The organism is Paenibacillus sp. P5_B5, from assembly GCF_056400365.1.
Map to the genome: position 1 here is coordinate 144,118 of NZ_JBFULK010000007.1, position 26,995 is coordinate 171,112.

At 42.4% G+C, this 26,995-nt stretch carries 21 protein-coding genes; 4 read left to right on the plus strand and 17 right to left on the minus strand.

What is annotated here, in order from left to right; translation table 11 throughout:
- Positions 1 to 2 precede the first annotated feature (2 nt).
- From AC1DOK_RS11785 to AC1DOK_RS11795, 3 genes are read right to left on the minus strand one after another with little or no spacing between them, the layout of a single operon-like run.
- Positions 3 to 800 carry an NADH-quinone oxidoreductase subunit C gene (locus AC1DOK_RS11785; RefSeq protein WP_477554474.1) on the minus strand — a complete coding sequence of 266 codons (798 nt, stop codon included), beginning with the start codon at positions 798 to 800 and terminating at the stop codon, positions 3 to 5.
- Positions 800 to 1,315: a NuoB/complex I 20 kDa subunit family protein gene (locus AC1DOK_RS11790; RefSeq protein ID WP_477554475.1), complete on the minus strand. Its 516-nt coding sequence runs from the start codon at positions 1,313 to 1,315 to the stop codon at positions 800 to 802. The genes AC1DOK_RS11785 and AC1DOK_RS11790 overlap by 1 nt, the downstream gene beginning before the upstream one ends.
- Positions 1,300 to 1,665: an NADH-quinone oxidoreductase subunit A gene (locus tag AC1DOK_RS11795; protein WP_477554476.1), complete on the minus strand. Its 366-nt coding sequence runs from the start codon at positions 1,663 to 1,665 to the stop codon at positions 1,300 to 1,302. The genes AC1DOK_RS11790 and AC1DOK_RS11795 overlap by 16 nt, the downstream gene beginning before the upstream one ends.
- A 447-nt stretch (positions 1,666 to 2,112) precedes the next feature.
- Here AC1DOK_RS11795 and AC1DOK_RS11800 point away from each other — a divergent pair, with 447 nt between their 5' ends.
- Positions 2,113 to 3,771 carry an alpha/beta hydrolase family protein gene (locus AC1DOK_RS11800; protein WP_477554477.1) on the plus strand — a complete coding sequence of 553 codons (1,659 nt, stop codon included), beginning with the start codon at positions 2,113 to 2,115 and terminating at the stop codon, positions 3,769 to 3,771.
- Positions 3,772 to 4,235: 464 nt separating this feature from the next.
- Here AC1DOK_RS11800 and AC1DOK_RS11805 read toward each other — a convergent pair whose 3' ends face one another.
- The 8 genes from AC1DOK_RS11805 to AC1DOK_RS11840 form a co-directional block, all read right to left on the minus strand.
- The gene (locus tag AC1DOK_RS11805; RefSeq protein WP_477554478.1) at positions 4,236 to 4,370 is read right to left on the minus strand and encodes a hypothetical protein; all 135 of its coding nucleotides are present in this window, start codon (positions 4,368 to 4,370) and stop codon (positions 4,236 to 4,238) included.
- Between the two features lie 476 nt (positions 4,371 to 4,846).
- On the minus strand, positions 4,847 to 7,549 hold the full coding sequence (locus AC1DOK_RS11810; protein ID WP_477554479.1) for a GAP1-N2 domain-containing protein: 2,703 nt from the start codon (positions 7,547 to 7,549) through the stop codon (positions 4,847 to 4,849).
- The gene (locus AC1DOK_RS11815) at positions 7,550 to 8,818 is read right to left on the minus strand and encodes a TRAFAC clade GTPase domain-containing protein (protein WP_477554480.1); all 1,269 of its coding nucleotides are present in this window, start codon (positions 8,816 to 8,818) and stop codon (positions 7,550 to 7,552) included. It lies immediately after the preceding gene.
- 15 nt (positions 8,819 to 8,833) lie between these two features.
- A complete protein-coding gene (locus AC1DOK_RS11820; protein WP_477554481.1) occupies positions 8,834 to 9,487 on the minus strand; it encodes a beta-mannanase in 654 nt (217 codons plus the stop codon).
- Positions 9,488 to 10,762: a vWA domain-containing protein gene (locus tag AC1DOK_RS11825; protein ID WP_477554482.1), complete on the minus strand. Its 1,275-nt coding sequence runs from the start codon at positions 10,760 to 10,762 to the stop codon at positions 9,488 to 9,490.
- A 20-nt stretch (positions 10,763 to 10,782) separates the two neighbouring features.
- Positions 10,783 to 13,119 carry a hypothetical protein gene (locus AC1DOK_RS11830; protein WP_477554483.1) on the minus strand — a complete coding sequence of 779 codons (2,337 nt, stop codon included), beginning with the start codon at positions 13,117 to 13,119 and terminating at the stop codon, positions 10,783 to 10,785.
- 29 nt (positions 13,120 to 13,148) lie between these two features.
- Positions 13,149 to 16,538, minus strand: coding sequence for a tubulin-like doman-containing protein (locus AC1DOK_RS11835; protein WP_477554484.1), 3,390 nt, complete (start codon positions 16,536 to 16,538; stop codon positions 13,149 to 13,151).
- 14 nt (positions 16,539 to 16,552) lie between these two features.
- Positions 16,553 to 18,349 carry a vWA domain-containing protein gene (locus AC1DOK_RS11840; protein ID WP_477554485.1) on the minus strand — a complete coding sequence of 599 codons (1,797 nt, stop codon included), beginning with the start codon at positions 18,347 to 18,349 and terminating at the stop codon, positions 16,553 to 16,555.
- Between the two features lie 201 nt (positions 18,350 to 18,550).
- Here AC1DOK_RS11840 and AC1DOK_RS11845 point away from each other — a divergent pair, with 201 nt between their 5' ends.
- From AC1DOK_RS11845 to AC1DOK_RS11855, 3 genes are read left to right on the plus strand one after another with little or no spacing between them, the layout of a single operon-like run.
- The gene (locus AC1DOK_RS11845; protein WP_477554486.1) at positions 18,551 to 18,709 is read left to right on the plus strand and encodes a hypothetical protein; all 159 of its coding nucleotides are present in this window, start codon (positions 18,551 to 18,553) and stop codon (positions 18,707 to 18,709) included.
- 3 nt (positions 18,710 to 18,712) lie between these two features.
- Positions 18,713 to 19,651, plus strand: a complete 939-nt coding sequence (locus tag AC1DOK_RS11850) for a hypothetical protein (RefSeq protein ID WP_477554487.1) — start codon at positions 18,713 to 18,715, stop codon at positions 19,649 to 19,651.
- 13 nt (positions 19,652 to 19,664) lie between these two features.
- Complete coding sequence (locus tag AC1DOK_RS11855; RefSeq protein WP_477554488.1) at positions 19,665 to 21,401, plus strand: hypothetical protein; 1,737 nt, start codon at positions 19,665 to 19,667, stop codon at positions 21,399 to 21,401.
- A gap of 65 nt (positions 21,402 to 21,466) precedes the next feature.
- Here the strand turns inward: AC1DOK_RS11855 and AC1DOK_RS11860 are convergent, their stop codons facing one another.
- The 6 genes from AC1DOK_RS11860 to atpF all read right to left on the minus strand — a co-directional run bounded on the left by AC1DOK_RS11860 (position 21,467) and on the right by atpF (position 26,988).
- Complete coding sequence (locus AC1DOK_RS11860) at positions 21,467 to 21,877, minus strand: F0F1 ATP synthase subunit epsilon (RefSeq protein ID WP_477554489.1); 411 nt, start codon at positions 21,875 to 21,877, stop codon at positions 21,467 to 21,469.
- Between the two features lie 74 nt (positions 21,878 to 21,951).
- Entirely contained in the window at positions 21,952 to 23,355 is a 1,404-nt protein-coding gene (gene atpD, locus AC1DOK_RS11865; protein WP_477554490.1) for a F0F1 ATP synthase subunit beta, read from the minus strand.
- Between the two features lie 31 nt (positions 23,356 to 23,386).
- The gene (gene atpG / locus AC1DOK_RS11870; protein WP_477554491.1) at positions 23,387 to 24,247 is read right to left on the minus strand and encodes an ATP synthase F1 subunit gamma; all 861 of its coding nucleotides are present in this window, start codon (positions 24,245 to 24,247) and stop codon (positions 23,387 to 23,389) included.
- A 187-nt stretch (positions 24,248 to 24,434) separates the two neighbouring features.
- Positions 24,435 to 25,946: a F0F1 ATP synthase subunit alpha gene (gene atpA / locus AC1DOK_RS11875; protein ID WP_477554492.1), complete on the minus strand. Its 1,512-nt coding sequence runs from the start codon at positions 25,944 to 25,946 to the stop codon at positions 24,435 to 24,437.
- Positions 25,943 to 26,506: a F0F1 ATP synthase subunit delta gene (locus tag AC1DOK_RS11880; RefSeq protein ID WP_477554493.1), complete on the minus strand. Its 564-nt coding sequence runs from the start codon at positions 26,504 to 26,506 to the stop codon at positions 25,943 to 25,945. The genes atpA and AC1DOK_RS11880 overlap by 4 nt, the downstream gene beginning before the upstream one ends.
- The gene (gene atpF, locus AC1DOK_RS11885; RefSeq protein ID WP_477554494.1) at positions 26,503 to 26,988 is read right to left on the minus strand and encodes a F0F1 ATP synthase subunit B; all 486 of its coding nucleotides are present in this window, start codon (positions 26,986 to 26,988) and stop codon (positions 26,503 to 26,505) included. Before atpF ends, AC1DOK_RS11880 begins: the two co-directional genes overlap by 4 nt.
- Between the last annotated feature and the right edge of the window lie 7 nt (positions 26,989 to 26,995).

Here is a 26,995-nt window from a genome sequence, read left to right on the forward strand (position 1 = left end):
AGCTACACCTCCGGGTCTAACGGTTCATAGTCTTTGCGCAGTGGGTGTCCGACCCAATCGTCTGCCATCATAATACGTGTCATGTTGGGATGGCCTGGAAAGTCGATACCTAATAGATCAAATACTTCACGCTCATTCCAATTCGCACCTTCCCATACGGATGTAACGGAAGGAATGGATGGTGTTTCACGATCCGTAGTGACTCTGACGCAATAATTCGTTCTGGTCGTGAGTGAGATCAGATGGTACACCACTTCAAGATGTGTTTCCTGATCAACTCCAGACAGATTGCGTAAATAATTACACCGTAGCTCGGGATGATCTCGCAGTGTTAATGCTGCACTCGCCCAGTGCTCTGCTGCAATGGTCACGGTTGGCAAATGCCCATTCGGCTCATTGATTAGCGAGGCTGTAACTGCATCCTCCGCTACTTCAGTGCTAAGTATACGAATGAGTTGATCCAGTAAAGGTTGATTAGGAGACACGACTGGAACAGCTGGCGCCTCGTCCGTTGCTGCTGCCTTTGCTGGGCGCTCTGGTCTAGCAGGTCGCTCCGCCTTCTCTGGCTTCGCAGCTTCAGCAGATGGTTCAGTTGCTGGTTCAACAGCTGGCTTGACAGCATCGGCAGACTGGACTGATTCTGCAGGTTGAGCTGCTTCAGCAGATGGAGCAGCTTCTGTCGAATGAACTAATTCAGCAGCGTCTGTGGACTGAGCTGATCCAGCAGGCTCAGCAGCATCGGCAGGTTGAGCTGTTTGGCTAGGTTCTGCCGATTCAGCTAACTTGTTGTCTTCGCTCATTAACCAGTCACCTGCTTCCCAGTCTTCGCTTCATAGCGAATCTTCTCTTGAAGCTTGTTAATTCCGTAGATTAATGCCGCAGGATTAGGTGGACAGCCAGGGATGTAAACATCAACTGGAACAATCTGATCCACACCTTTGACGACAGCATACGATTTCACATAAGGACCACCTGCAGTCGCACATGAGCCCATTGCAATAACCCACTTCGGTTCAGGCATTTGGTCATATAGACGACGAAGCAAAGGTGCCATTTTCTTCGTAACGGTACCCGCTACAATCATCACATCAGACTGACGTGGTGATGTCCGGAAAATAACGCCGAATCTGTCCAAATCATAATGTGAAGCTCCTGTGTTCATCATTTCAATCGCACAACAAGCAAGCCCAAAGGTAAGAGGCCAAAGTGAATTACTTCGTGCCCATGCCTTGACCTGTTCAAGTGTCGTCATAAATACATTGCGTTCTAGCTCCTGTCTTTCTTCAGGAGTAATTTTGTCTAAACTGAGTTCCATTCAAACACCTTCTTTTTCCATGCGTATAGTAGGCCAACTGCCAGTAAAACGACAAAAATGCACATTTCAACTAGTGCAAAAAGCCCGAGCTGGTTATAAGCAACTGCCCACGGGTACAAGAAAACAGTCTCCACATCAAAGATTACGAACATTAAGGCATATAGATAATACCTAATGTTAAAACGAATTTGCCCTTCACCTACTGGCTCGTTACCGCTTTCGTAAGTTGTATACTTGGGATCGCTCGGCTTGTACGGACGAAGAAATCTACCCATTACAAACGCAGCAGCCGCGAGTATGATAGCAAAAACTACGAAAATTGCAAGAATAACGTAATGATTAGTATACATTAGCTTGTAACCGCCTCCAATTCAATCGAGATGACATCAATATTATGGCAATTATCACTAAACAATTATAGCACACCTTCTAAAATACGATAAGGAATTGATGAAATTTTTGCATAATTTTTTTCGGTATATAAAATCCCGCAGTTTCATTGGGTATTCAGGCCCTTCTATTCATTCGTCTATCAAGGATAGAACGCAGTAATTATGCTCTATCTTGTTAATATTAAGTTATTTGATAGCGTCATTAAGTCAATTTATAATTTACATATATAGCCAAATGTAATATGATCTAACTTCAAGTAAGATCGTAAAGGCGAGTGATCTGTGCAATCAAACATGCGCGAAACGAAAGGGATTGCTTGAACGTATTAAATCATAGCTTCACCAGCAGCTTAGTCAGGAGTAAAACTTCGACTAAGCGATTCCTAAATAAGGAGAGAAAATAGGATGAAACTATTCAAAACCAAAAGCTTTAAAACACTGATCGCTGGCTCCATGCTAACCTTAACACTAGCAATGCCTCTTCAAGCGATGGCAGAAAGCAAGGAAGCACCACTTACCGTACCACTTCGTACCATTGCTGAATCGATTGGGGCTAAGGTAACTTGGGACCCAGCGAAACAGCAAGCAACTGTTCTGCGTGGAGGGCTACAATTCACCGTGACCATTGGTGGCAATACAGCTATAGTCAATGGGAAGCCAGTTACGATGAGTGGTAATGCAACAACGATCGATGAGAGAATGACTGTACCCTTAGATGCACTGGAAGAGGCTTTGCAGATTAACGTGGACTGGCATTCAGAGAAGGGATTAGCCATTGATTCAAATGATGTGCCTACATTAGGTAGTTATTTCGTTCATCTTTTATTGAATGGTCAGTTTCCTGAAGCAAGAACGATGATGAATGAGAAGCTTCAAGGTCTAATTCCTGAAGCATTGATGCCAGTTATTTTCAATTTTAGTGCTTCTCCTTATGGTGCTTTGACAGATCTAGTCGCTGTTCAACAAGAGCAAAATAAAGTACATAATAATGCCCTACTTACTTATACAACTGATAAATCCATTCCACTTCAAATTGATATTCGCTTTGATGACCAAGGTAAGGTTGACGATATATATATCGAAATCGCAACACCGAGCAACTATCAGAAGCCTATTTATGATAAGGCTGATCAATACAAAGAAGAAGAAGTTGTCGTTGGCAAAGGAGCAACTGCTGTACCTGGTACATTAACGCTTCCAAAAGGGGATGGACCTTTTCCATCTGTTGTTCTTGTTCATGGTTCTGGTCCAAGCGATCGCGACGAGACCGTCGGAGGCTACAAAACATTCCGCGATCTAGCTGTCGGGCTAGCTGCTAAGGGAATCGCTGTGCTTCGCTATGAAAAGCAAACGCATGAAAACCCAATAAGTAGTGCTATGAATCCAAAATTCACCGTTCAAGAAGAATCTGTTGACGACGCTCTCCAAGCGATCTCTCTGCTACAATCAGATAAACGAATAGATAATAAGCGTGTATTCGTAATTGGACATAGCCAAGGTGGTATGCTCGTACCTAGAATTATCGAGCAAGACAAGAATCAAGCAATCGCAGGAACGATTATCATGTCATCTCCAAATCAACCACTTGAAGATGTATTGACCGATCAAATGAAGGCAGGACTTGACCGTCTGGTTGAAGCAGGGCAGCCTGAAGAAGTCATTGCAGTTGGCAAACAACAAATTGCAGCGTGGGAGCAGCAAGTCAAAATACTAAAAGACCCTCAATATTCAGTTAAAAATATTCCATCAACCTTTACTATGCCGAATGCCTATTGGTGGTTTGACTTCCGCGATTATTATGCTGGCAACATTGCTAAAACACAAGCTGGACCACTTCTCATCCTTCAAGGCGAGAACGATATGCAAGTATTGCCCGATCAGCTTGATTCATGGAAGAAAGCACTAAGTGCACGTAAAGATGTTACCTATAAATCGTATCCAAAGTTGAATCACTTCTACGTATCCGTCGATCAGCCATCTACAGGTGAAGAATACAATCTTCCTGGTAACGTACCTGCTAATGTAATTGATGATATTGCGACTTGGTTACTTAAGCAAAAATAAAACACCCGGTTATGCGGAAATTTTCGACGCTATTACGGAAGCTCCTTCCGTAGTAGCGTCTTTTGCTTCTAGTTTGATACTCATATTAGTTTATTTCACTAATTACTTCGTTCGATCCGGCACGCTTGGGCGTTATTCCGGAAGCTCCTTCCGTTATACCGTCGTTTGCTTCCGCTTTGTTGCTCATATTAGCTCTTTAGACTAGTTACTCCTGTAGATCCGGCACGCTTGAGCGTTATTCCGGAAGCTCCTTCCGTTATACCGTCGTTTGCTTCCGCTTTAATCCTCATATTAGCCCTTTTCACTAGTTAGCTCTGTCGATCCGGCACACTTGGGCGTTATTCCGGAAGCTCCTTCCGTTATAGCGTCGTTTGCTTCCGCTTTGTTGCTCATATTAGCTCATTTCACTAGTTACCTCTATCGATCCGGCACACTTGGGCGTTATTCCGGAAGCTCCTTCCGCTCTACCGTCGTTTGCTTCCGCTTTGTTGATCATATTGGCTCATTTCACTAGTTACTCCTGTAGATCCGGCACGCTTGGGCGTTATTCCGGAAGCTCCTTCCGTTATACCGTCGTTTGCTTCCGCTTTGTTGCTCATATTAGCTCCTTAGACTAGTTACTCCTGTCGATCCGGCACGTTTGGGCGTTATTCCGGAAGCTCCTTCCGTTATACCGTCGTTTACTTCCGCTTTGTTGCTCCTATCTGCTCATTTCACTAGTTACTCCTGTAGATCCGGCACGTTTGGGCGTTATTCCGGAAGCTCCTTCCGTTATACCGTCGTTTGCTTCCGCTTGCCTATGCAAAATCGTTAAATGCCCTTTTCTCCATAAAAAAACTGCCCTCCTAGTAGAAAATTACCAGAGGACAGTCACTTGTCTTTGATTGTTGTTGTTCTGAGTTTGTTTGATGTTGAATTAATCTGATGTTGATCTACTAATTATAGGTTTCATCTAATGCTTGTCTAATGTTTATCTAACGCTCTCCTGTTGTTCACTCGATGTTCACTCGATGTTCATTCGATGTTCATTCGATGTTCAACCCAATCGTTACTCCTACTTAATCCGCCAAATTTATTACGGTTTTGGCGTTGGTGTCGCGCTTGGCTTTACACTTGTACTTGCACCTGCACCTGTACCTGTACTTGTACCTGTACTTGTACTTGCACCCGTACTTGTACTTGTGCCTGTGCCTGCGCCTGTACCTGCACCTGCACCCGAACCCGCACCTGTACCTGTACCTGCACCCTCAGTAGGTGTCGCCGATGGCACTAATGAAGCTGGTGGCGATGGAGACACAGATCCATTCGGACTTGGCGACACTCCAGGCAATGGTGATACATCTGGTGACGACGTTACCACATTAGGCGAAGGTGTCACAACATTACCTTCCGGTTTATCATCTGAGGTAAAGGCAGAAATTAATGTCCATACCAAAATAACGACAACTGCTAGTAGTACTAAGGCCATAGTTAAGAGTACGGTCAGCCGAAATCCTTTCTTATGCCTAGCTACAAATCGGATTAATGGATTGGACTGATCTAGTTTAATTGACTTGAACAGATTCAACATCCCTGGATGACGTACCTGCATCAGACTTGCTGTCGTTTGTTTATCCTTGAATGCCTTCGGATCATGATTATGGAAATAAGTGCGAATGGCCTTATCATAGCCAGCAATTACTTGTCTTCCAATAGTGAAGCCAGATTGATGAGAGGACCATAACAAGAAACTATGTACACCCTCTTCATCTGCATTGATATACAAGTACTCTAGCAACATATCATATTGGAATTGATCATAGGAATCATTGGCATATTTATCTTGATTACTTTCATAGAAAGCATAGATCAGTCTACTGTAGAGACTTTCATTCACATTTCCACGATATATTTTTTGCATTAATTCCTGAACTTTATGCAGCTCACTCGACGATAAATCCTCAAATTCCTTGACCAGCTCCGATTGCTGTATATCGGTTCTTGTAACCACTTGTATAACGGTGTGAAGAATCTTCCAATGAGCTCGTCCTCTGCTTGTGAGATTAGGAAGCAGCTCGGCACGAGGAATAATGAATAAGAACTTCAAATCCTTCAATTCTTGTTCATTGGTCGGATTTGATTCGATTTCATTGAGCGTCTGTACGATCAGCTTATTCACGAGTTCAGCACACAGTTTATCGATCCCTAGCTTTTCATGCGCATCAAACGTACGTGTAATTGCATCATACATCGCTCTACTATCTCTTGAAGCTGCTTGCTTCGTAAACAATTGCTCGATTTTCTTCAATACCTGTTCTTCAAAAGGTTGAGAGATCAGCATCTCAGGTAGATGCTCTGCCCAGAATAACAGCTCTTGTTCAAAGCGTTCAGCGTCTTTGACTTTCACCAAACGCGTATGTAAGTAATCCAGCAGCATATTCTCTAGATAAGGTTGTCCAATTATGAAACGCAGACAATCGTTAAACAAATTGCCTTGCTTCATCAGACTATCATAGATCTCTGTTGTATATGTCGTATCTTGTTTCTGCCAACCATTGTAGATGGCCATCACCCAAAGCTCTAGTAAACGGGCTCCCGTTTCTTCATCTGCTAGCAAAGCATAGTTAATCGTACTTTGAATCGATTGAAGTGTAGGTGTGTATTCCGTTCGGATCAACCGATGCTCTTTGTCCAGCAGCATTAGCATGATCTTGTTCAGTCTTGTTTTACCTGATACATTCTGAATGTTTAAGAAGCTATTAAGTGATTCAAGTATAGCCTCTTTATTGCTTTCATAAATGGCTTCGTGACCTTGTTCAATCTGATATAAAGCAAATAGTTTATAGTAAGTCGCTAAAGCAAGACGATCATTGTCATCCTCACCATTAAACGCTTGCTCCACAAATTCAAAAAAGCCATTCAACATGTCAGGCTCATCTTTATAGCGCCAAGCATAGTCTAAATACTCGCTATTCACACTAGCAGCATCTATATTCGCAATGCGTCCATTCGGGAAGTCGAACAAATAATCCTTATCGATGTTGCGGTCCATTGCTCTAATGCTGCCTTTTTCCACAAACATGACGTTGATGTACTTCTTGCCCTGAGGTTCATTGTTATAGGTCATGAATCCGTAATTTCTACGCATTTCATAAGGGAGACACTGATAGAGAATTTCTAGCAGCTTCGTCGCCATAATGGATGTATCTGAAATATTGACATCAAGAATAATATACACTTTCTTTTTGCCTGCAATCGACAACATAATAGAAGCTAGCAATTGTTTAAAAATAGTTTCCGTAATCCCCAATTGGTCCAGGAACTTACCTGATACACTACCCGCTGCATGCCTTTCATAATCAAGCTGAGCTAGTTCTGGCAATTCCTTGCCATCTTGAATATCATATCGATCCAGAAAGTTACGAATACCAAATATCATAGCTGGATTCTTAATGAATTCATCCTTGAGCTCTGACGGAATAACAAAATTATGAGTAAAAAAGGTGTTTCGTTGCCCTGTAAAATCAGATCCCGCGTATATGCTTCGGCCAATAATCAGTTCTCCAGTTTCCACTGGGAACATCATAAGCGATTCCGGATATTGCGTTAGATCCTGTTCTCCTCTACTGCGGAGCTCTTGCGGCGCATTATAGAAACAGAATGGATGCAGTACCTTTTTGATAAAGCTATTGTCGAGTGATGGCGATTTGGCAACGGTATCTAACCCCTCGTTGGTTCTAAATATTCCTTCTCGGTCGCGTGTATATATCTGTTGAAATATTCGGCCTGATGTCGCCACTTATTCATCTCTCCCTTCGATATAATCAAGCTGATTAAGCAGCCAAATGAATGGTTCGTCTACACGAATCGGATTAACCACACCAGTGATTTGCTGATTCACAGGATTACTCCCTAGTGCCGAAACAGCAAAGTAAGCATTATTCGTAAAATAAACGTCAACCGCATCCTTGAATGGACGATCAACCTTCTCAATAAATCTCCGGATTTCTCCGTTAATATTCTCGATTTCGTCTATATTCATATACTGCTTATGCACAAAATTACGGAACACATTACTGTTAGACTTGATATAGCCATTACCATCATCTTCTTTCAAATACTCTAGCATGTCACTCTTCGTCAGAACGACAGCGGTTGGGATATCCGTTTTACTATTCTCCTGATGACCGATAAAGCTTTCGAACATCGTGATAATGACATCCCTTGGTTCATCATATCGCTCTGTAAATTCCCCTTGGCGATCGCCAATATTAATTTGCAGCTTCTCCCGAATCATCCGAATTTGGAGCGGATCGATCAGGAACAGAATACCTGCTGAGTTCTTAATATGAGATGCGTATAAATCAAGGTATTCTTTATCAACGACACCCTCACCCGCTACATCAAAAAACACAAGTGTCAGCGGTGCTTGAGACTGATCTTTGAATACGAATTGGAAAATAAACGGTTCTTGTCGTTGTTCCTTCTGTGTGCTATCAAGCATCCGGCCTCGTTCAAAAATAGGCTCTTCATAATTGTATCGGAACTTTCTACTAATCTCAGCATTCAGCGGCATACAAGCCGCATCAAAGTTCGATGCAGTCGAATGCTGCAGTGTATGGATCAGCGAAGTCATGTATACAGATTTACCTACCTGCGATGCACCGACAATCGAGATAATATTGCTTGGGAACTTACCCGAAGGAAGTGGCAATTCATTATGACATTTAGGACATAACCGTTTCTTCGTCTCGTAACCATGTCCATCCACAACGCCAACTAATACATTGTCAGAATACAATCTATTCTCATGTGGAATATGATCCGGATAAATAATTGCCTCCATATCAGCGAGCGGAGCTAGGCCAAATTTCTCCCGGTGGTTATTCAGGATTTCATCATCTTGGAGCATATAATCATCATCCACTTCACTCACATGTGTAGCCCGAAACACGACATCTTCAGGGTTGAATTTACTGAAGCAATACGGGCACACAATGGGATAGAATGGTGGTCGCTCTTTAACAGGCGGTTTCTTATCAAATAGGGTCTTCAAAAAGCCGAACATTTCGCATCCTCCTCCTTATTCTGGCATTAGCTCATAGATCTGGCCATATTTCTTACCATCTGTAAAAAACAGCTTGATGGATTCACTTTTGAGAATTTGAATCTCAGACATGACGTTTCGTCCTGGCTCAAAATCATGAACAAATGGATAAACGATGCCATCATCTTTATGAAGGGGAAAGCTGCCTTCTTTTTTCACAAAACATAGCACTTCTTTCTTAACATGTACCTCGCTCGTAATCTGAATACGAACCGTTTGGTATTTACTGAATAAGCTTTTGCGGTAATGTATCCCATAGCGAATAATGGCCTTACCCATGCTAAACTGCACCAGGTTATCACTATCCTCTTGTTCAACCACCACAAGCTTACCTTCTTTTCTCATACACGGATATACACGGTACGCATGACGCTCGATTGCATCAATCCGCTCTCGATAACCGCTACTAGCCTTATATTCCTCACGTGTATAGAGCCTCATCGACTTAGCAGACCGCTCTGCGGCAGGAAGCTCATGATCCACTGCATAGCTATAAATGTACACCGCTTGCACATTCTCCGGCCATAGCCAAGTAAGCGTACATTCATGATCTTGAAGCTGATAGGAAACCCCTGTAATACGCGATTCTGTTGACGTTGCCTCAATCCATTCTATAGCTAAGTTTCTCATCTACCGAAATCCTTTACTCGATTTAGGACGGTATGGGTCATTCTGTAATGCCCTGCCGCCGATTGGCCTTGATTGTTCATTCAGCACATACTTACGTTTAATCGGTATAATCAGAGTTGAAACAGAAAGTAACACAGCAAGTACGATATCCGCAAAGAAACGATCGCCCCATGCCGGCATGAAATGAATCCTTAGACCGAACTCTAATATCAGCCCTGCAATCAGCCCTGCAATGGTTCCCCCAATCGCGAAGCTAAGAGCTAAATGTCGATTATCAAATATAATGCCAAGCGACAATCCAAGTAAGGTACCGATGAGGGCAAGGAACAGAATGCGTAATACAGCATAGACAGCGCTATCTGCCGCTTCTCCATAGCGTTCGCCAACTAAATGACGTTGCTGCTGCTCCTGATAAATCTGATCGAATACACCAGTTAAGCTCTTGGCGTTCTCTACATTATTATAGCTTCCTCCCGTTTGATCCGAGATGCTTTGTAATAATCGCTCACCATCAGTACTCGCAAGGCTCATACCAACGGTGTGAATAGCAATCCTGTCGCTATGGAATGGCGCTAATGTTGCAGGTAGGTCGACATCGCTATAACCGTCAGAAAGTAGAATCACAACGCTCTTGCGCTTCGGATCGGTCTCTGATTGTATCTGCTTAACAGCCTCTCCAAGCGCTAGACCAATATTTGTCTGACCCTCGTATTTACCGAAGCCCTCTAGCGAAGCAATAACCTGATCCTTAGCTCCTTGATCACGAAGTGAAATCAGCGGCTGTAAGATAGAAGATTCTTCATTGAAGGTAATAATAGCGGTTTTCATATCCTTATCCATTCGCTGAACTAAGTCTTTAGCTGCTTGAAAGCTTTCACGATCTGGATCGGTTTGAATCATGCTTTCTGACACGTCCATCACGAGCACAAGGTTCTGTGCACGCTGATTTTTGCCAAAATCAAGGCCGTACACGAATTGCATAAGGGCTGCTGCTGCAAACAGCATAACGAATGTTGCTGGGATCAGCCACATCCAGCCCTGACCTGTATATCTTGTACGCCAACCAATTCCGTTCAAGTCCGGCGATATAATTTCAGCAAGGAATATAAATAAACCTACCACGAAAGCGAATTGACCAAAATAAATCGCCATCAGCAGAATAGGAGACAGACTTCCTTCTAGCTGGCTGAGAACAAGCTCGCCTATTGCGAATCCAACAGCTCCCCCTAGCAAGCTAAAAAGCACCATCAATCCACTTATTTTTCTCTCCCCCATTACGCGGACACTCCCCATCTTTACAACGTAAATTCTTCTTCCTTACAGTGGAACTGATAGCCATTCTCCTGGTAAGTTTCATAATACTTCTTGCCATTGCGGTAAAACATCATATCCTGAATGCGGAATCCACCCATCAGGTTTAACTTCTCAACTCCACTATTCTTGTTCTCATGTAAACAGCCTAGCTTATATCTCCGACTACCACTATCAACCGAGAAGGCATATTGGATGAACTCGCTCTGGCTATCCCCTAAGAAATACTTCTCATCATGCCGATGCTTATGTGTGTAGTTGTATACATCCATATGAATGGTTGAATCCTGCTCCAGCGTCTCATACAAATCACGGAACAGCACCTCTTTAGAGAGGACTTCCCGATTATCGAAGCTCACAGCTACATTCGCACGAGCAAGCAATTCTTCTTCGAACGATAGCTGAAGCCGTTGTGAAGGGAATACTTCCTTGCGACACACATCAATTAATCGTTGCAATAAACGCTCTGATTGACCATGAAGCTGCTCCGAAATATTGCCCATGAACCGATCATCAAAATAAAACTGCGGACCATGCTTCTGCTCCAGATCCTTCGTAATTTGATCCACAACCGTTTCGTAATACTCAGGAATATTGCGTCCCAAATGTTCGCTCGTATCCGAGATGCATTGTCTAGAAACATCCTTCAAGCATTTACCGATTTCCTCTAATTGTGCAAGCTGCTTGCTGTAGCTGGCATGTAGCTCCTCTAAAGTTCGCTCATAGGATTCTAGCAGCTTCAGCTTGATCTCAAGCTCAAGTAATGCATGCTGAGTCCCATAGATTTTATTGAAAAAGTGGCGAATAAACCGCTTCGTATTTCCTTTTTTGAACAAAGGCATTCGCTGAAAATCCTGCTGTTCTACCCTTTCGCGATAAGCATCTGATAGCTCCTCACGGACCTGATCTAGATCCTTCACGGTATCTTTGATCATCGCACGTAGTTCACCTAACACAGCGGAATCGTCTGTCGTCCACATATAGGCACAGTAGAGCCCATATCGCGGATGCTTAATGACATGCTGCTCAATGATTCGATCAAGCTCCTCAGCAGGATTCAAGCTCACCAGTGCGGCGTATGCCGAATCTCTGAAGTAGGTTGCGAAGAAGGCTTTGCATGTATCACTATACATCGCTTCCTCAGCCTGCTGTAAGGTGAACTGATCCATTTCAGTGACCGATAGATTACGGTAAAGTAGACTATTCATTTCTTCAATTTTACTTGCGTTTGGCAGTAATGTATTTACTTTACGCTCAATCGAAGGTAAATCAAGCTGCAAGAGCTCCATCATTTCTCTTCGCTGAGTATCGCCATGCTCTTTCATCTGATTGATAACTTTATTGTAGAATTGATGCACAACCGTTGCCGCAATTGCCCGGCTTGGGCGTAGCAGCTTAGCAAAGCCTGCAGTAGCATATACACTTGCTTCGCTGCTTGCAGCACCAATATTCTGCTTAAACTGCGTGTTATTGTAGGTGTCGTACTGATAATCAATACCTCGAACCGCCCGGCCATTCTTAAGCAGGTTCAGTCTGCAAATGATCTCATAATTGATCGCCATGCTGTTCTCTGGAACAATGCCTGCTTCATTCTTGTCACTGAGTAAATAGACAAGGTCAAAGAGCGGTGAAGGTGCATGCACAACAGGGAACTTAATTTGATCCTCCGTTACTTGCAGCATAGCCTGGAATTGATAATCCTTGGCTTGATAACGATCCAGCTCTCGAAGAAAGCTAACTCCATATGAAATAGGCAAAGCGAGCTGCTCGCCTTCACTCTTTTCTTGCACCAATCCATAGAGATCGATTTGAATGAATTTGAACGTTTCACTTAGAACCGTCTGCATCAGCAGGGTAATCTCGGGTAGCAGAACATTACAAGGATCGCTTACATTTGTCACAACCGCAATATTCAACCGCTGGAAGGAATCATACATACTCCCTAGCTCCGCGATTCGAATGCTCATTTGGCGTATCGTCTGGTTCAGCTCAATTAACTTCTGCTCATCTTGATAGAAGCGCTCATGCAGACCCGTGCGAAGTACTTTACGGTCTTCACACGGACCAGGCAATTGAAATTGGTAGGTGTTCGGAAGCGAGATCGTTTCCTCCACACCAACATGAAAGTATAGGACACCTGAAGCATTGTTCCAGTTCACATCTACTAACTCATGAATGCTTCGCAATGCTTCAAGTGATTTATCACCTACAAATAAAAACACTAACGGATTAGAGATGTTACGTTGTTCGTCGCCCTCATGATTGAGTTTTTCTTGGTTAGCAGCAAATTCCTTGGAAAAATCAAGCAATCGTTGTTTCAACCGCCATCCCCCTCTTCTTACGGAATAAGCTATTTTAAAGTGCGAATCATATCTTTGACTTTGGTCGCAACTTGATTATAGAAAGCATACATTTCTTCACCATTCACGAGCTCGTTACGTCCATAATCGAGGCTCGACTTGGCTTCTTGGAATTTCTCGAGCATTTCATGCAGCTTCGATAATAGACGAGAAATATCAGTTGAAGATGCTACCTGCGTAGCACGCTTCAATGATTTACGCTGAATCAGACCGATATGCTTCTCATCGTACTTACGCATCACATTATAAATCTCATAGTCCACAAATTTGTTCACCTGAATGAGATTCAGAAGTGGTGTCCATGCATCTTCATCAGCATCATGATCGTAGACGATCAAAGCACCCTTCTTCGTTATCGTGTCTGTATACATGGCTTCAATAAACTGATCAACAAGCTTCTCTTCGTCTTGGAACGAGCTTAACACACGATCTAGCTCATTCTTCTTCGCTGTAATTTGCTCATACTTGCGAATTTCTTCTTTCAGAGCACGTAACAATTCAGGTGAGCGAATCAAGTTTTCCTTCGCCATATCTTCATCAACACTACTGAAAATGTCTTTGGAGGATACTCTTTCGAGTCCATTCTCAAGCAGGCTTGCAAGCTCGCTACTGCAACGTTTTACCTCACCTAGGTTGGGTCTTTGGCTGTTAAGCTGCATGTCATATTTATCGGTCAATTCATTCAGCTGCAAAGGCTTCGTGAAAATAACCTCGTATCTACTACTAGTACCAATATCACTTGATTTAACTGAAATACATTTGAATGAAAGAGCCTTCTCAAATAGGCTTCTAACTTCAGCATTATAATTCTTAACACGTCTATTCTCATAGGTGTCTCCCCATGATCTCTCAGGAATCGGAGATGGCAAGTTAGTCCAATTGATTTTATCGGTCTGTACTAGGTGACGACCAACGCCTTCTTGCTCTAGAATCGTACGCTCATAGCTTTCTTCAAATACTTTCAGTGGTGTATATAAGAAGAGCGGAATCCCATTCTTCGTGTTCAGCCAGAAGATCCGGTTCTTCACTTGGCTTTCCTTCACCGTATAGCGTGACTTAGCGATCGATGTATCTTGATAGCTACGAATTCCTTTGAAAATATTCGGTGCATGCACCGGTACAGACACAAAGCCCCATGAAGGAAAATGATGATTGCCTAAGCTATTATTCAAATGGAATACTGGGATTGCCTCGTCATCTAGACGTCCAGCAATTTTGCGTTCTACAACTTTATCAACTGCATCTTCGTTACCATATTTAATAACTAGGAAATCTTCCATCGACTTCGTAATCAAGTCACCGAACTGATCTGATAAGAAATCGGAAATCGAACCGACGACATCCACTTCCTGTTCTTTGATCCACTTACCTGACTTATCAAGCAGCTCGCTTGTAAAATCACGAATGAGATCATCGACATTGCGATCATCCATAATATTACCAATCACTTTGACCATATCCGGAACACTTACTACATTCCAGTAATACGTCTTATTTCCCTTATGATCAATCTCTTCTTCGCCATTAATCAGGATATCGCCATTCTTCTCGAAAATCTGGTTAAGTGCGTTCAGAAGCTCCGTGAACACTTGATAGATACGGGAATTATGATCGTTAATTAGCTTGTGCAGATCCTCGTAGAAGTCGATCATCTGCTCCATTCTTTCCATATCAGCTAGCATTAAATATTCTTCGATCTTAGCTTCAATGTATGCATCCTTCTTCTTATCCTTGGAAATAAACGCACTTCGCGCATCCGCCATCTTCATACTGGCTTGCTCACGAACAGTATCGATATCACGTGGAATTCTAGCTAGATTCTCTCGTAATGTCTCGATATAAGACGAAATTAAGTTCAGAATGCAATAACCCTTCTCTGAATAAATAATGCGCGATGCATAGAAAGGACCTTGCTCAGGATGTAGGAACACACGCTTAATTTGGTCAGCAAGCTCATCCACCTTCTGAGCTGGAAGCTGTTTTCTTGTCTTGATATACTCTTCCCTAGCTCTTGATAGGAAATTCTGCTCTAGCTCCGTGTCTATGTGAACAACCTGTTGCTTAATGACATTGTTGTAGCTTAGCCGCTCACTATTCTGATAACCAGGAATCGGTTCAGGCACTCTTTGTTCAAATACACGGTGAACAGAATCGAGATCAATAGCTAGCTTACGCGCGAATTTCTCCGTATCTTCCATTGAAGGCGCTGAGTCGAACATTTTCTCCATCTTATTAAATACACGATAAGCGAGATAAGTCGTCATTTCCTCGATTGGAAGTACGGCTGAAGAAGCACCGAGAATATTGTATTGATAGTTTGCCGCATATGCCTTCGGCATTTGATTGATATTCGTACGAATATTGCTGATATAATCATGAATCGCGAACTCTTCACCAGACTGTTTCTCTTCGCTAGCCATAAAGTTCGTGATGTTCTCAGCTGTGACATTCATGCAATAGTCGTAGGCGTTCTCTAGCAGCTTGCCCTCTAGATTAGTTGCTGAAATCAGATGTGCCAAGTTGAATGGCGGCATCGGTGAATTCACGGTTAGAATGTTGCCATAACGCTGCTGGAATCTTTCTCCGCGCTCATCGACATTCATCCAGTAATCGAGCTCTTTAAGTGCTGCATAGCCATTTTTCTTAATATATTCTTTGGAATGATCGGATAGGCTCTTATTGGACAAATTTACATCCGGAGTGAATAAATAACCGAGCAAGCTCACCTTATCTACTCCGGAAACACCATGCTCACGTTCCATTAAGCCTCTCACGATATAGGAAATATCCAAGAAGCAACCACTTCCTGTCCCACCTGAAAGTCCAGTTAACAGGAATACCATCAGCTTCTTATTCGTACCTACTGAGAGCATCGAGATTTTCTTCTCAATCGCTTGAACAACTTGAATAATCTTCGTGAACAGGAGCAGTCTACCTGCTTGTCTGACACCTGAAGCTCCGCTAATTCCATCGGTAATGATTAGTTCATTCGATAACCAATCGGTTATATAAGGCTCTAGAATACTTCTATTCTGCAGTAATCCACCGATTTCTGCATTCGATAACAAGACAAATTCAGTTAAGGGATCAAGTCCGATCCCTTTGTACTTCTTATTACGATCATGTTCATTCGTCTCAAAGGCGATGAACTCTACGTTATCGGGTTTATCTTTCTTTTTCTTAGAAATCGGATCTTCTGGTAATTTAAAACGTCTATTGATCTGATACTTCAAACGCAGTAATGCGTCAATTCCTGTTCCGCCGAGTCCAATCACGAGCATCGGATTGTCGATCGTATCTACACGGATCTTATCACTGACGATTCCCCCGCCCAATGATACATCTAATTGCTGGATATGCTCCCTGACCGTTGCTTTCATAGTGGTGAAGCCTCCTAAATGATATATTCAATACTTATCGATTTATTGACGTTCTGTAGGGTTATTTTCATGCGGTCATTCTTACGAATTTCTTTGCCCTTGCTTGCATCGATGGCTCGACCACCGATCTCAATCACACAACTCGTCTGGTTAGTTACAATGATCGTATCATTCTTACCCGGACTAAAGCTAATTTTGCTCGTCTCAGCAAACTCTGGCGCAAGCTGAAGGATTTGATGCAAGTTAAATTTTCCTTTAAATGTATTTAATTTCTTATATTGTGGATTACTTCTCTCACCTGTATTCTCATCACGAACCTCAATAACCATCTGTCCATAAAAGCCTTTATTCGCTTTCTTCATCATAGCCGCAATATAGAGTGCCGCAAGTATAACAATTAGTAACCCTACGACTCCAAGCACCACATACAGCCATGGGAATGGCTTCTCATCCTTAGGTGCATCAGGCGTTGTCGTTGGACTAGGGCTAGAGCTTGGCTTAACAGCACCATCTGGCTTAGCCGTAATAGATACAGGCTCCGATTCGCGCAATAAGCTTGCATCCTCTAACCTTACAGTTAACTCATAATCATGCTCATCTGCTACTTTGTAGCTTCCTTTGAATTTCTGATCAGCTTGCGTTAATGGAATTTCTGTATTTTGCTGCGTATCTAAGTCCTTCACTAGCAAAGTAGACTTTAAATTCTTATATAGCTCGGGCTCGCTAGCCACCTTACCATCCGAATGAAGCTCGGCCGTAATGTCGACGGTATCCCCGGTCTTATACTTCTGTTTATTTAATGGACTCATCACAACCTGCAAGTCGTAATTGAACAGTAGATTAATCTTAATCTCTTGTTTATCTACACCTTTAACCTGTAATTTCCAGTCGCCTTGGTCTGGCTTTAATACCTTCACGAGTGAATATGCACTAGACTTTGACAACAGTGTGTCATCGGATGGTATGACCCGCTCTTTCCCTGCTGGATCAAACAGCTTAACCTCGACTGGCTTACTCGACATGATCGAAATATTAGCTTCAAGCACACTTGCATTCGGAATGGTTAGCGTTACATCTTGGAATTGTCCGTTAGCTCCAAGTGTCGTGATTGGCACAACCTTGAGCTTCATATGATTAGCAAAAATTTCACTAAGAATTTGCGGTAGTGAATCAGCGTCTTTGGTCACGAACATTTTGCCATTCGTCTCGTCTGATATTTTCTGAAGAACATCCTTATTCAGGGTGCCGTCAGCATTTAACCCGATCGTATAAATCGGAACCCCTTGATCCTTCGCCTTCTTAATACTTTCTTCCAGCATTTGATCGGATTCCTGTTGCGTGCGATCTTTGTTAAGTGAATTATTGCCATCGGTAAGCAGGATGATGAGCGGTTCATGACCTGCTTCACGTCCAGATTCCAGAATATTGAGTGCTTCACTCACACCTACTGCAACATCTGTATAGGGACCTCTCGTCAATTGATCAACGAAAGTTTTTAAATTCTGCTTATCTTTCGGAGAATCGATCTTGAGAAGTGCTTTCTCTCGAATGACTTGATCGGTATAACCGACAATCCCGATTTTATCTCCGGATACAGATGCCATATCAATGAACATCTTCATAGCTTCATTACTGAGCTTATTCTTATCACTATTGTTCATCGATGTACTCATATCAACAGCAAGTACCGCATCCATCTTGGTATCCGTGCTAGTGGCTGCTTGCAGCGTCATCGGGCTTATTAAAGAAATCATCAAAGCCATTATTAAACCCACTGTTATATACAAAAATCTATTTTTTCTCTGAATCATTGTACTCTACCTCCACACCAATTTCCGACTTCACTTATGCTCTATCTATTGAAGCCCATTATTCGCTAAAATCGTAATATTAGACTATGATATATTATAAACTATAATAGGGCTTGTCGCCTATTTTTCTACAAATTCCTATTGATTGAAAATTGCCGTAGGATGACATGTACGAACTTATTATATGATTAGGAGAATGATATGATAACTTACCTATTACTTAGCTGCGCAGCTGTGTATGTCCTTCGTAAATGGCTATTGTTTCGCAAATACGATAAGAATCACCCTACCTATGAACAAATTGACTCAGACCTCATTGTAGAGCTGAATACCCATAATCACATGAGTGGAGGGTCATAATTCATGCAAACCAAATCAGCCGTTCAGTTTCGAAAATCACCCAAAAATATACATGCATTCGAAAGACTCCGCTATTGTAAGAGCTGCAATCAATACTCTGTCTTATGGGACGATAAATGCGAGCAATGTGGGAAACAGAATTTCATCCCTGCCACAGAACACATCGCTTCCCTGAACCGTAAGAAGGTCCATACAGAGGTACTAGCTTTTGTCACCTTCTTTTGTTTAACCATTCTAATTGCTCGAAGTCTAACGGAAATCATCATTACGATAATCGCTGCATTTGGCCTCTCCGGCTTATATTTATACTTACGCTATAAATATAAGACGGGTATAGAGCAGGTTTGGTTTCACAAAACCCTAAAAGGGCAGATACCAAGTATTAGCAAGGGTCTCCAGGTAGACATGGAACGTGCCATTCAACAGATCAATGATGAGCAGTATAAGGTAGCTTATGAGATGCTGCGTGAAATCGGCTATTTCCTATTAAACGAGCCCATTAAGCATCATAAACTGTGGTGTTTGTATCATTTTATAATCCGCAAAGATATGGATCTTGAACTAGATTCACTCATTCCGAATACGTACGATCCTGGATTTGTGCTTTATTTATATGAAGTATCCAAAATAAACAAAAGCCTGATCAAAAGTGGTGCTTTGGATTATGTAATGACTCACCGCACGCAAATTAAGAATTTGGACCGTAATCACGAGATACTAACCAGCATCGCAGGAGCAGCACTTCGCGTGAAGCAATACGTAACCAAATACCAAGTACTTCTCATTGAGTACGTTGATTATCTGCCCAAAGAACGGCTTCTGCGCTTATGTCAACTCCTATCTGAATCAGATTCAGGGCAATGGCCTGAGCTGTACCATAAAACCAAAGATATCGTTCACGTTAAATACAACTATGATCCTGATTTTTCAGGCTTACTATAGAAAGGATTGTAGCATGAGAAATATCGCTCTAGTGATTTGTTGTCTAGCTCTTGTATTAGTTGGATATAAACTTATTCGTGTAGCAGACAAAATCTATTACTACAACGAAGGTGTAGCTTATCTTGAAAATAAAGATCTAATGTCAGCCGAAGAAAACCTTATGCGAACCTATAAGAATCGTTGGATTAACTATAAAGAAACCGAAGTCACCTCTCATCTGGATCAACTAAAGCCTGTTACAGAGATGAAATCCTTATTAACCACGCTCAGTGATGATGTTAAACGTTATAGCAAAAATAATGCGCTAGATAAATTACTTTTAGTTCATACAAATTATCAGCAAGCCAAAGTAGATTACGCGAAGGAAGATGCCGAGATTGCCGCTTTATTTCAGCGTATGTCTGGTGAACTGCAATTAGACAAGGAGTTGAACGAAGCCTTAGTTAAGATTAAAGAGGATATCCTCCAAACTGCAGAAGCAAGTATCAAGAATCTTACCTTTGAAGAGGACAACTACATAACGGAGTTCGCTGCTCTACCTGCTGACCTATTCGGGGATCAGAAGAAGAAAGATAAAGAAGTTCGTGCTCTATTCGAGAAATACGATAAGGCTAAGCTCGGCTACTGGGCTAAGCATAAATCTTTGCCCGAATATTTGAAAGCAACCGCAGATCTATGGAGTATCTATCAGACCAAAGAAATTAAGGCAAGCTGGCTAATCCCAATTGCCGAGCAGCATACCCAAACCGAGCTAACGGTTCTAATAGAAAAGGACGAGTTATCCACTCTAACCCAATTTATTGAATACGCGAAGCTAGCAGAGTCGAATAAGAGTTGGATTGGATCTAAGTCCAAGCTCTACTCCTTTATTACCAAGCAGGTAAATGCTGCCTTTAAGAAGGCAGATGGTCTTGTTAAAAGCAAAGAGTATGCTGAAGCGATTGAACTCTACACCGTACTTGGTACCTATAAGGATGCGAAGGATCAAATCCAAGCAGCCGAAACAGCATGGCTCCAAAATGATCCAAGTCGGCTCTTATCTACCGCTTTGCCTGGTCAAACCTTCACTAACGTCATTGGCCAAAAAGGGAAGAAAGATACTTTATTCGAAGCGGCAGGGATTCATGGGAACACACTTACCTATGCTCGCATGATGTCAGATAAACAAGTAGTCAAATCAGAGACTACGTTAGACGAGAACTGGAAGGTCAGAGAAATCCAGTTCGCATCTGAATATAGTGGACAAGGCTTACCAGCACTTCTTGTTGAGGGAGACTCTTCAAACCGCAAGAAACGGACGCTTATCTTCGAGTTAGAGGATACCCAGCTGAACCAGATCCTTGTACTTGACGCAGATAGTATCAAACTAGATCGCAAAGGCGTAATTATCGCGAATAATGCGACTGGCGAAGGCAGCGATAAAGAATCCTATTATGAATATACAAGCGGTGTGTATGTGTTTACCAAGGTCAAAACCGACTTTATCGATATTCTTCTGGACCAGTTAGAGAAATACACCAAAACCAAAGTCAGATTTCAAGCAGATGTTGCTTCAGTAGAAGGCTCCACTGCCCTAGTCCCTTATCTAGATACCTATATTCTTCTAAGTGGCAACTTTGATTTTAACCTCGGCCCTCAAACCATTATCGGCACTTGGGTTGGCAAGGAAGATATTGTGGTCAATTCCGAACTAATCAGCGCATACAAAGTGAATGTAGCTGAGATTCAGCCAGCAGAGAATACCGAATAAAGACTAACACTAACAACTTCATTTAATAGAAAAAAGGCTATCCTCATAATGGATAGCCTTTTACTTTAAATTCTTCGCTCAGTTACTTCAATACGATTAATTGCTCTGTGTAATGCACGTTCTGCTCGAGCATAATCAATGTTGTCTTTCGTCATCGCATCTAATCTGTGTTGCGCACGATCTTTAGCTGCTTTAGCACGATCAAGATCGATCTCACTAGGACCTTCAGCGCTCTCAGCAAGAATAACGACTTTGTCTTTGCGAATTTCCATAAAACCGCCGTGCACAGCAAGAATTTCATCTTGGCCACCAGCATGCTTAACGATAATTGGCGCAATTTTCAAAGGAGTGACGAGAGGGACATGATTAGGTAAAATACCCATTTCTCCCTCAACGCCCTTGACGATGACCATCGATGCGTCTTGTGTATATACTTTACGCTCCGGAGTGACGATTTCCAATAGGAAAGTGCTCACGGTCCATCCCTCCCAAAAGTTTTGTGAGTACAGACTTTAGTTAAATCTGTATCGAGAAAGCATAACACGTCATTCTATAGAGTCTTCGCTTTTTCCACAGCTTCTTCGATAGTACCTACATATAAGAATGCATCCTCAGGTAGGTTGTCATGCTTACCATCAAGCACTTCTTTAAAGCTGCGAACCGTTTCTTTAACAGGCACATATTGACCCTTACGGCCAGTAAATTGCTCTGCAACGTGGAACGATTGCGATAGGAAGTTTTGAATTTTTCTTGCACGTTGTACAGTCAACTTGTCTTCTTCAGACAATTCGTCCATACCAAGGATCGCAATGATATCTTGCAATTCTTTGTAACGTTGCAAAATACGTTTTACGCCTTGTGCAACAGCATAGTGCTCTTCGCCAACAATCTCAGGCGCTAGAATTCTGGAAGAGGAAGCAAGCGGATCAACCGCTGGGAAAATCCCCATCTCGGAAATTCTACGCTCAAGGTTAGTTGTTGCATCTAAGTGAGCAAATGCAGTAGCTGGAGCCGGGTCAGTATAGTCATCCGCAGGAACGTAAATAGCCTGAATGGAAGTAACTGAACCTTTTTTAGTTGATGTAATACGCTCTTGCAATTGACCCATTTCAGTTGCCAGCGTTGGCTGGTAACCTACCGCGGATGGCATACGTCCGAGTAGTGCTGAAACCTCAGAACCCGCTTGAGTAAAGCGGAAAATGTTATCGATAAACAACAACACGTCCTTGCCTTCTTCATCACGGAAATACTCAGCCATAGTCAAACCTGACAAGGCAACACGTAGACGTGCACCAGGAGGCTCGTTCATTTGACCGAATACCATCGCTGTTTTCTTAATAACGCCGGAATCGCTCATCTCGTGGAACAAGTCATTACCTTCACGAGTTCTCTCACCAACACCTGCGAATACGGAGATACCACCGTGCTCTTGTGCAATGTTGTTAATTAACTCTTGAATTGTAACGGTTTTACCTACACCCGCACCACCGAAAAGACCGATCTTACCACCCTTAGTATAAGGAGCTAGTAAGTCAATTACTTTAATACCTGTTTCAAGAATTTCCGCTTGTGTGGACAATTCCTCGAAAGAAGGCGCCGCACGGTGAATTGGACTTGTCAAAGTACGGTCGTCCTCAGTACCATCGATCGGCTCACCCAATACGTTAAATACACGTCCAAGTGTAACAGGACCTACTGGAACATTGATCGGAGCTCCCGTATCAATTGCTTCCAAACCACGTACAAGTCCATCAGTTGTGGACATTGCTACGCAACGAACAAGGTTATCGCCCAAATGTAGCGAAACTTCTACCGTTAAGTTAATTGATAACTCGCCTTCTTTTTCAGACGGTTTAACAATTTTGATCGCATTTAGGATCTCAGGAAGCTGACCGCGTTCAAACTCGATGTCGACAACCGGTCCCGTAATGGACACAATGCGTCCTTTGTTCATTTTTTTCCCTCCTACATCCAAAGTTATTCCTTTATGCATTCGCCCCTGCAACGATTTCAGAAATTTCTTGTGTAATCGCTGCTTGACGAGCGCGGTTATATTGCAATGTATACGAATTTATTAATGTATCAGCATTCTTCGTCGCACTACCCATAGCTGTCATGCGAGCACCGAACTCACTTGCCTTAGCTTCCATAAGCGCACTATAAATCATGGTCTCAGCATATTTCGGAAGAAGTACTTCAAGCACTTCTTCAGCCGATGGCTCATATTCATAGCTGCTTGTAGGTCCACTATTCGAAGTTTGCAAATCCTCCAAAGGTAATAAGCGTTTTGATACTGGTACTTGTGTCAATACGTTGATAAATTGGTTATATACTACGTACAACTCATCGTACGAACCATTCTCAAAATTGCGTACCGCTTCATTAGCAATGGATTTAATATCTGCAAACACAGGAGTGTCGGCTACACCAATGACTTCACTAGCAATCGGAAAATTCCGTTTGCGGAAAAAGTCACGGCCTTTACGCCCCAATACGAAGATCGTGTACTCATCCTCGGATTTATGCTTTTCACGAATCGAGTTTGCGATCATACGAAGTAGGTTCGCATTGTAACCACCTGCTAAACCACGGTCAGATGTCATGACGAGGTAACCCGTCTTCTTGATCTCACGTGTCATCAGCATAGGATGCTTGATCCCTGTAGTGCCTGCTGCTATACTCGCGATCACTTCTCTCATCTTATCCGCGTAAGGTCTTGCAGATTCCGCATTCTCTTGAGCTTTGCGTAACTTAGATACCGCAACCATTTCCATCGCTTTGGTAATCTGCTTGGAGCTCTGAGTACTCTTGATTTGGCGTTTAATATCGCGTATGCCTTTGGCCAATCGTTTCACCACCTTGGGGTATAACAATTTAACGTATTCTTACTTATTCACCAAGATGAAACGGCTACGCCGTCTTTATAGGACGGATGCGTTTCATAAGATGAATACTAGAAAGTATAGGCGCATGACTTATACTTTCTTATTCACATAAAAAGGCTTGCTTGACTAGCAAGCCTGAAAAGATGATTTAAGTTGTTGCGAAGCTTTTCTTAAACTCAGCGATTGCAGCTTTCATAGCAGCCTCGTTGTCAGCAACAAGATCTTTCGTATCACGAATGGATGCAAAGATTCCAGGATGAGTCGTGTCAACGAATGCAAGGAAATCTTTCTCAAAACGCTGAATGTCATGTACTGGAATATCATCCAAGTGACCTTTAACTGCTGTATAAAGAGAAACAACTTGCTTTTCAACTGGCATAGGCTCGTTAACGCCTTGCTTAAGAATTTCAAGCATGCGAACACCACGGTTCAAACGTGCTTGAGTTGATTTATCTAGATCGGAACCGAACTGTGCGAACGCTGCAAGTGAACGATAGCTTGCAAGATCAAGACGCAAAGTACCAGCAACCTTCTTCATTGCTTTAATTTGAGCCGCACCACCTACACGCGATACGGAGATACCAACGTTAACCGCAGGACGTTGACCGGAGTAGAACAAGTCAGATTCCAAGAAAATCTGACCGTCCGTAATCGAGATTACGTTCGTTGGGATATAAGCTGATACGTCAGAAGCTTGTGTTTCAATGAACGGAAGTGCAGTTAAGGAACCGCCACCTAGTTCATCATTCAACTTAGCTGCACGCTCAAGTAAACGGGAGTGTAAGTAGAATACGTCACCAGGGAATGCTTCCCGACCCGGTGGACGACGAAGCAATAGTGAAAGCTCACGGTAAGCAGCTGCTTGTTTGGACAAATCATCATAAATAATGAGCACGTGCTCACCTTTATACATAAAGTACTCACCCATCGCACAACCTGAATATGGAGCAAGGAACAATAACGGAGCTGGATCAGACGCACTCGCAGTTACGACGATCGTATATTCCAACGCGCCATTACGACGAAGAGTCTCAACAACGTTCGCTACAGTTGATTGCTTTTGACCGATTGCAACATAGATACATTTAACACCATTACCCTTTTGGTTAATGATTGTATCAATCGCAATTGCAGTTTTACCTGTTTGACGGTCACCAATGATAAGCTCACGTTGACCACGGCCTACTGGAATCATAGCGTCGATCGCTTTGATACCTGTTTGCATTGGCTCATGAACGGATTTACGTGCCATAACGCCTGGAGCTTGGGATTCAACTGGACGGAACTCAGTCGTGTTGATAGGTCCTTTGCCATCAACCGGTTGACCTAGTGAGTCAACTACACGGCCTAGTAATTCTTCACCAACTGGTACTTGCATAATTTTGCCTGTACGTTTAACTTGGTCGCCTTCGCGAATATCGCTGTAAGGTCCTAAAATAACGATACCGACATTGTTTTCATCTAAATTAAGAGCCATACCAACGACGCCGTTAGAGAATTCTAGTAATTCTCCTGCCATAACGTTCTCCAAACCGTGTGCGCGGGCAATCCCGTCACCGACTTGAATGACTGTCCCTACATCAACAACTTGCAACTCTGATTTAAAATTTTCAATCTGCTGCTTAATTAGCGAGCTGATTTCATCAGGTCTGATACTCAACGAACCTCACCCCTATCTACAGTGCTTGAGATCATAGCTTTACGCAATCGATCCAATTTGCCAGAAAAACTTGCATCATATAAACGATTGCCGATTCGAACCTGAATCCCACCAAGTAGGCTCGGTTCAATCACAATTTCTACACGAACGGTTTTACCCGTAATTTTACTGAACTCAGTTGCGATTTCTTGTTGCTGTGCATCTGAAATGGCAAACGGTGTATATACAATCGCGTTTGCTTGTCCAAGAACATCATTAGAAATCTGGATATAATCCATAAGTAAAGTGCTAAGAATACCTTCGCGTCTTCTTGTTACAAGAAGCTTCAAAGTTTGCACTACATCATCTGAGACTTTACCTTGAAAAATAGCATTAATTAAATCAGTCTTTCTTTGAATATCGATATTAGGTTGTGAAAGGATACTTCCTAATTCAACGTTCTCCCGAATTGCATCGACAATTAACTTCAAATCAGCCTCATACTCAGCGATTTTGCCCTTTTCTTGAGCAATTTCAAAAAGAGCTTTAGCGTATCTTTTAGCTACAACGATGTCACTCATTGAACTCCTCCTACCTGTTTCAGGTATTGGTCAACAAGTTCTTGTTGTGATTGTTCGGTAACTTGTTTTTCGATAATTTTTGCAGCAATAGCCACAGATAATGAACCCACTTCTGCATGTAATGCAGCAATGGCTTTGTTCTTTTCACTGTCAATATCACGCAAAGCCTCATCTTTAATACGGCTCGCTTCAAGCTTCGATTTCTCAATGATTTCATCTGCTTGACGAGAAGCATTTGTTTTAGCAGTCTCAACAATATTGAAAGCTTCTTTCTTCACTTGAGCTAAAGCTTCTTTCTGCTCAGCAATGAATACTTCAGCATCTTGACGGTCTTTCTTAGCAGATTCAATTTGACTTGTGATCAATTCTCTGCGTTTTTCCATCATACCTAGTAAAGGCCCAAGTGCATAACGGTGAAGTAAGAAGTATAAAACTCCAAAACCTACGATTGCGATTATGGCATTTCCTAAAATAAACTCCATTCAAGAG

Excerpts from the sequence above, each read along its gene's own strand:
- AC1DOK_RS11825 (WP_477554482.1), bottom strand. The coding sequence starts at position 10,762 with ATGGGGGAGAGAAAAATAAGTGGATTGATGGTGCTTTTTAGCTTGCTA.
- AC1DOK_RS11835 (WP_477554484.1), bottom strand. The coding sequence starts at position 16,538 with ATGAAAGCAACGGTCAGGGAGCATATCCAGCAATTAGATGTATCATTG.
- AC1DOK_RS11805 (WP_477554478.1), bottom strand. The coding sequence starts at position 4,370 with ATGAGCAACAAAGCGGAAGCAAACGACGGTATAACGGAAGGAGCTTCC.
- AC1DOK_RS11820 (WP_477554481.1), bottom strand. The coding sequence starts at position 9,487 with ATGAGAAACTTAGCTATAGAATGGATTGAGGCAACGTCAACAGAATCG.
- AC1DOK_RS11790 (WP_477554475.1), bottom strand. The coding sequence starts at position 1,315 with ATGGAACTCAGTTTAGACAAAATTACTCCTGAAGAAAGACAGGAGCTA.
- AC1DOK_RS11880 (WP_477554493.1), bottom strand. The coding sequence starts at position 26,506 with ATGAGTGACATCGTTGTAGCTAAAAGATACGCTAAAGCTCTTTTTGAA.
- AC1DOK_RS11840 (WP_477554485.1), bottom strand. The coding sequence starts at position 18,349 with ATGATTCAGAGAAAAAATAGATTTTTGTATATAACAGTGGGTTTAATA.
- AC1DOK_RS11795 (WP_477554476.1), bottom strand. The coding sequence starts at position 1,665 with ATGTATACTAATCATTACGTTATTCTTGCAATTTTCGTAGTTTTTGCT.
- AC1DOK_RS11850 (WP_477554487.1), top strand. The coding sequence starts at position 18,713 with ATGCAAACCAAATCAGCCGTTCAGTTTCGAAAATCACCCAAAAATATA.
- AC1DOK_RS11845 (WP_477554486.1), top strand. The coding sequence starts at position 18,551 with ATGATAACTTACCTATTACTTAGCTGCGCAGCTGTGTATGTCCTTCGT.
- atpD (WP_477554490.1), bottom strand. The coding sequence starts at position 23,355 with ATGAACAAAGGACGCATTGTGTCCATTACGGGACCGGTTGTCGACATC.
- AC1DOK_RS11815 (WP_477554480.1), bottom strand. The coding sequence starts at position 8,818 with ATGTTCGGCTTTTTGAAGACCCTATTTGATAAGAAACCGCCTGTTAAA.
- AC1DOK_RS11855 (WP_477554488.1), top strand. The coding sequence starts at position 19,665 with ATGAGAAATATCGCTCTAGTGATTTGTTGTCTAGCTCTTGTATTAGTT.
- AC1DOK_RS11785 (WP_477554474.1), bottom strand. The coding sequence starts at position 800 with ATGAGCGAAGACAACAAGTTAGCTGAATCGGCAGAACCTAGCCAAACA.
- AC1DOK_RS11800 (WP_477554477.1), top strand. The coding sequence starts at position 2,113 with ATGAAACTATTCAAAACCAAAAGCTTTAAAACACTGATCGCTGGCTCC.
- atpF (WP_477554494.1), bottom strand. The coding sequence starts at position 26,988 with ATGGAGTTTATTTTAGGAAATGCCATAATCGCAATCGTAGGTTTTGGA.